Origin of the sequence: Paracoccus rhizosphaerae, from assembly GCF_026162645.1 — a bacterium.
Lineage (GTDB): Bacteria > Pseudomonadota > Alphaproteobacteria > Rhodobacterales > Rhodobacteraceae > Paracoccus > Paracoccus rhizosphaerae.
In genome coordinates, this window is sequence record NZ_JAOTBE010000117.1 from 1 (window position 1) to 5,361 (window position 5,361).

The window sequence follows — 5,361 nt, forward strand, 5'->3', positions numbered from 1 at the left end:
GTTCTCCTTATCAGAACCGCGCCCCGGTCAAAATCTTCAGCTCAAGCTGTCCAGCCCGAGGGGCGCACTCCACCATTCCTGAAAAAGGATCGCACCATCAAACCGTGGGATCAAACAGCTAGACGGCCGCGCCGGCCTCCGGCTTCGACGCCGCAGTCGCTGCCATCTTAAATCGCCGCAGCCATTCTGGGTGACCTTATGACCCCAGGGTAGCCACGAATGGCCAAAGGCTAGCCGTGCGCCGACGCTTGATGATGTCGCACTGATCGACCCGGTATCCCCATGACTGACCTGTCGCATTGCTGGCTATGTCCAACGTCAGTGGCAGCGACGGCTGAATTCGGGCCTCAGAAATCGAGCCGCTATAGGCGACACGGACACGGTGCCCGATTTTCTGCTGAACGCATTGCCGTCGCGCAAGTTGAACCCAAGGGCCTTGCCTGCACGTTAGCCAGATGAAGGGATCTTCGATGACGCCGCTCCAGATTGCCTCCGTCATCCTGGTGCTGTCCGCGGCGTCCGGCAGCATCAACTATTTCCTCCTCAAGCTCCCCGCCTCCATCGGGATCATGGTCATCGCGCTTCTCGGCTCGGTCGCGATCCTGGGTGTCGATCATTATGCCCCCGGTCTGCAGCTTGCGGACCAAGTCCGCGAGCTGGTCGCGTCGATGGAGTTCTCGACCTCGCTTCTGGATGCGATGCTGGGTCTGCTGCTCTTTGCCGGGGCGCTGCACGTGTCGCTGGAGGATCTGAAGCGCGAGGCCCTGCCGGTCTTCCTGATGGCGACACTGGGCGTGGCGATATCGACGATCTTCATCGGGGTCGGCTTTTCCTGGGCCAGCGGCGCGCCCCTTCTGATCGCGCTGGTCTTCGGCGCGCTGATCTCGCCGACCGATCCCGTGGCAGTGTTGGGCATCTTGCAGGACGCGGGGATCCGCCAGAGCCTCGAGACGAAGATCGCGGGCGAGTCTCTCTTCAACGACGGCGTCGGCTATGTCGTCTTCCTGCTGCTGACGTCGCTGGCCTTCGGCAACGCCCACGGCCACGGCCAGGCCATTGAACTTGCCGACGCCGTCACGCTGTTCCTCCGAGAGGCCGTCGGCGGCGCGGTTTTGGGGATGGCCCTTGGCTGGGGCGTCTTCCAGATCATGCGCCGCATGAACGAATATCCGCTGGAGGTGATGCTGACGCTGGCACTGGCATTCGGCGGTTACGAGCTGGCCCTGGCGCTTGAGGTCTCGGCGCCCATCATGGCGGTCGTCGCCGGACTGATGATTGGCAATGTCGGGCGGCGCGACGCGATGTCCGAGGAAACCCGCACCTATGTCGACGGTTTCTGGCGCCTGATCGACGAGATCTTGAACGCGACGCTGTTCCTGATGATCGGGATGGAGATCTTTCAGCTGAGCCCAAGCGCGAACATGGCCGCCGTCCTGCCTGCCGCCGTCGTTCTTGCGCTTCTGGGGCGCCTTCTGTCGGTGGCGCTGCCGATCCTTCTTCTGCGTCCGTTCCGTCACGAAAGTCGGGACGTGGTGCCGCTGATGACCTGGGGCGGGCTAAAGGGCGGCATCTCGATCGCGCTGGCGCTGTCGCTGCCAGAGAGCGAGTGGAAGGCGCTGATCCTTGCAGCGACGTATGTGGTCGTGGTCTTCGCGATTCTCGTCCAGGGGCTGACCCTGGGCCGGTTTGCCCGCTGGTTGAACCGCAAGACCTGACACCGACGACGCTGCCGGCGGGAACTCTCACTGGAAGCAGACGTTTTTGCACCTCCAGCCACGCAGGGTCGGGCAGCATCACGGCGGACGGTGTTGTCGCACCCTCTTAGCCAGAGGACTTTGCATGACCGGTCGGACCGTCGACAAGGTGACAGCCTGATGGGCGGGGTGGTGCTGAGCGTGTTCGGCGTGGTCATCATCCTCGTCGTGTCCTACGACTTCCTGCGGACCACCGTCAGCCTGAGCGGCACGGGGTTCATCAGCCGCACGATCGGCGACGTGCTGTGGCGCCTGGGGTCCAGCGCCGCCGCGGCCCTGGAGCGTCGCCGGGGAGTATCCATCCGCGGCCTGCTGGGGCCCTCGATCCTGTTCGCCATAGCGGGGACCTGGGTGCTGCTGCACCTTGTCGGCTATGTCCTGATCTTCCGAAGCGGGCGGTCCCTGTGGCATCCGGACACCGGCGCGCCTGCGACGATGGTCGAGACGATCGCTTTCGCCGGCTCCACGCTGTCGACATTGGGCGCGTCGACCGTGACCGTCACCAGCGGCGGTTGGGACATGCTGTCGATGATCGTGGCGCTGAACGGCATGATCGTGCTGACGCTGTCGGTCAGCTTCCTGCTGAGCATCGTGCAGACGACGAACAGTGCCCGGACCTTCGCCAGCCGCTTCCGGTTTCTGAAATCCGCAACGCCAGACGGCGCAGCCGCAGAACGGATCGAGGGCCTGGGACCCGATCTTCTGGGCGTCGTGGTGATGCTGACCGCATCCCCCCTGCCGCGGTTTTTCGTTCCCGGCGATCCGGTGATGGACTTTCCGACCGCCATTGCCGAACTGTGTGACATGGCCCGGCGCGGAACACTGTCCCCGTCATCCGAGATTGTGTCCGCCCTCAGGCTTCTTGGGCGTCACCTGGGAAAGTCGTCCGACGGGGATGACCTTGCAGCGGCAAGGGCCTGGGCCGAGCGACACACGATCGTGCGGGCGTCGTCATGATGATGCGGATCGTGAAGCTTCTTGTGCTGCTTCTGACACTGGTCATCACCGCCCTGCCCCCTGCCCATGCACAGAACGAGGAGCAGGCCGCCGAGGCGATGTTCCAGGCGCCGCCGCTGAACACCGGCCTCGGGCCCGCGCCAGACCGCATCGACCGCAGGACCCCGCGCGCGGCGATGGGCAGTTTTCTCCGCGCCGCCCGGGACGAGGACTGGAGTGCCGCTGCGCATGTCCTCGACCTCGGCGAACTGCCGCCAGAGCGGCAGGCGACCGACGGCCCCCGGTTGGCGAAGCAGCTTCACGACATCATCGCCCGCAAGGTCGTTCTGGACTGGTCGCTGCTGCTGGACCGCCCCGACGGCCTGCAGACCGAGGGTGGCGACACTGCCGCCAAAGCCGGAGAGCCGCGGCGATCGCTTCTGCTGCGCGATCTGGCTTTGGACCCCGTCCCCGCCGCGATCCGGCTGAACCGCATCCAACCCGACGGGTCGGTTCAACCCCTGTGGATCTTTCCCGCCGAGACGGTTCAGGACGTCCCCGCCCTGCACCGCGTCTACGGCCCGTCGCGCTTCGAAACCGCCCTACCCGAATGGACGCGCGAGACGACGGTCGGCGGCCTAATGCGTTGGGAATGGATCGGCCTGCCGGTGCTGATCCTCAGCGCCTTCTGCCTGGGCTGGGTCGTCCACCGCATCCTGAGGGTCGCGGGCCGCCATGCCACGGGCGTGGTCGCATCGGGCGTCTTCCGCGCTGCATCCTGGCCGCTGGTCATCGCCAGCGTGACCGCGCTGATCTGGTGGGTCACCGGCCGCATCTTCGTGTTCTCCGGCCGAATCGACATCTTCCTGGCGCCAGCCATCGCGACAGGCTTTGTCACGGCCCTTCTGCTGTTCATCGTCAGCGGCGTCGAGGCGCTTCTGAACGCGCTGATCGCTCCGGGCGAGGATGTCGATCTGACGGTCGCCGACCAGGCCGAATCCCGCATTCTGGCGACCCGCCTGAACGCGGCGCAGCGGGTGCTGGTGGTCATCGTCTTCCTGATCGGCGCAGGGGTGGTTCTGTCCTCGGCGGATCTGGCAGAAAATCTGGGGCTTTCGCTTCTGACCTCGGCGGGCGCCCTGACGATCATCCTTGGCTACGCCGCCCGGAACGTGCTCAGCAACATCATGGCGTCGCTGCAGATCGCGCTGAACCAATCGGCCCGCGTCGGCGACCGCGTCGTCTTCAAGGGCGACCTGTGCCATGTTGAACGCATCAACATGACCTATGTCCAGCTTCGCAACTGGGACAGCACCCGCCTGATCGTGCCCGTCGAGGAGTTCGCGTCCGAGACATTCTCGAACTGGACGCTGCAGGATCCGGCCATGCTTCGCGTCCTCAAATTCAAACTTGATCCGCATGTCGACGTCGACAGGCTTCGCCACGAGTTCGACGATGTCCTGCAAGAGGTCGCGGCGATCGAGGTCGGCCAGAACATGGGCGACCTCGACGGATCGAGCGTCAACGTCTCGGACCAGGACATCTTCGGGATCGAGGTCTGGTTCAGCGTGCCCTGTCACGATCCCAACACCTCGTGGGAGGTTGCCTGCACCGTGCGCGAAAGGCTGGTCGCGCGCCTTGCACAACTCGAGCGGCGGACAGGCGAGAGGATCTTCGCGACAGCCCCTGCAGCCGAGGCGGGTTGATGGGGACTGCTTGGTTGCGCATTGCTGGTCGGTTCCGGCTAAGCCACCCACGCGGTGCAGCAAGACAAAGAGCAGCCGTCAGCCGAACCACCCGCGTTCATTTCGGCGTTCGCACCATCAGCCGCGCAGCCTCGTGACCGCCGCACGCTGCGCCGCAACGGACAACTTGCGATGTCCCGGCACGCCCGCCGTTACCATAGACTCGGGCCTGCGACCGCGGCGCTCCTGACAGCACTGGCGATCTTCGCAGACTAGTGCGGCCGCCAGATTCGGCATCTGCCGGTCCGGCAGCTTCTTCACCCGGCGTGATCGCCTCCAAGCGCCTCCAGCCGCTTGACCTCAAACACCGTGACGCCGCTGAGCGAGGCTTTCCGGTCGTTAAAGCTCCCCGCCGATCTGCGGGGCTTGTTGGACAGGCCCGCGCTGTTAGCGCCGTCGAAATGTCGGGCGGCCATGCCGGCCAAGGCCCGCGACCCAACGCTCATCGGATCCCCATCCTGAAGTCATGCGGTCCCTGACCGGTGGTGGAGGAACGGACCTGTGATCGCTTAGGACGACGTTGCAGGACGGACAGCACCTGCAACGTCAGGCGCGGTCGGGCGGCCTGCCGGAAGTTCCCTCTCCAGATACCTGTGCCTCCCGGCCTTGGTCACGGCTTGCGCATGATCGCCCACCGCATTGTGCCGCAATCTGTCTGTCTTGAACTAGAAGCGGCAGTGGCCGGCGTCTGGCGGAGTTGGCTTGCCGCAGGCGCGATGTGAACTTTGATCACCAATCAGAGCGCCAACGCCGCTGCCATGCTTTTAACGCTAATGCCCCTTCCCCCCTTCACGCTGCCAGTTGCTCGTCGGCGGGGCCGAAGAACTCGAAGTGGATGCGGTCGGCGGGAATGCCGGCGTCGCGCAGGCCGGTGACGAAGTGGCGCAGGAAGGGGCGCGGGCCGCAGAGGTAGATGTCCGCCTCGG

4 protein-coding genes are annotated in these 5,361 nt (G+C 65.1%); 3 read left to right on the forward strand and 1 reads right to left on the reverse strand.

The window, feature by feature from the left end; translation table 11 throughout:
- The first annotated feature begins 470 nt into the window (after nucleotides 1–470).
- The 3 genes from OC184_RS19405 (at nucleotide 471) to OC184_RS19415 (ending at nucleotide 4,396) form a co-directional block, all read left to right on the forward strand.
- Nucleotides 471–1,715 carry a cation:proton antiporter gene (locus OC184_RS19405; RefSeq protein WP_265508805.1) on the forward strand — a complete coding sequence of 415 codons (1,245 nt, stop codon included), beginning with the start codon at nucleotides 471–473 and terminating at the stop codon, nucleotides 1,713–1,715.
- 159 nt (nucleotides 1,716–1,874) lie between these two features.
- Nucleotides 1,875–2,711, forward strand: coding sequence for a hypothetical protein (locus OC184_RS19410; protein ID WP_265508807.1), 837 nt, complete (start codon nucleotides 1,875–1,877; stop codon nucleotides 2,709–2,711).
- Nucleotides 2,708–4,396, forward strand: a complete 1,689-nt coding sequence (locus OC184_RS19415) for a mechanosensitive ion channel family protein (RefSeq protein ID WP_265508809.1) — start codon at nucleotides 2,708–2,710, stop codon at nucleotides 4,394–4,396. The genes OC184_RS19410 and OC184_RS19415 overlap by 4 nt, the downstream gene beginning before the upstream one ends.
- Nucleotides 4,397–4,692: 296 nt before the next feature.
- Here OC184_RS19415 and OC184_RS19420 read toward each other — a convergent pair whose 3' ends face one another.
- Entirely contained in the window at nucleotides 4,693–4,881 is a 189-nt protein-coding gene (locus OC184_RS19420; protein WP_265508810.1) for a hypothetical protein, read from the reverse strand.
- Nucleotides 4,882–5,361: the final 480 nt, after the last annotated feature.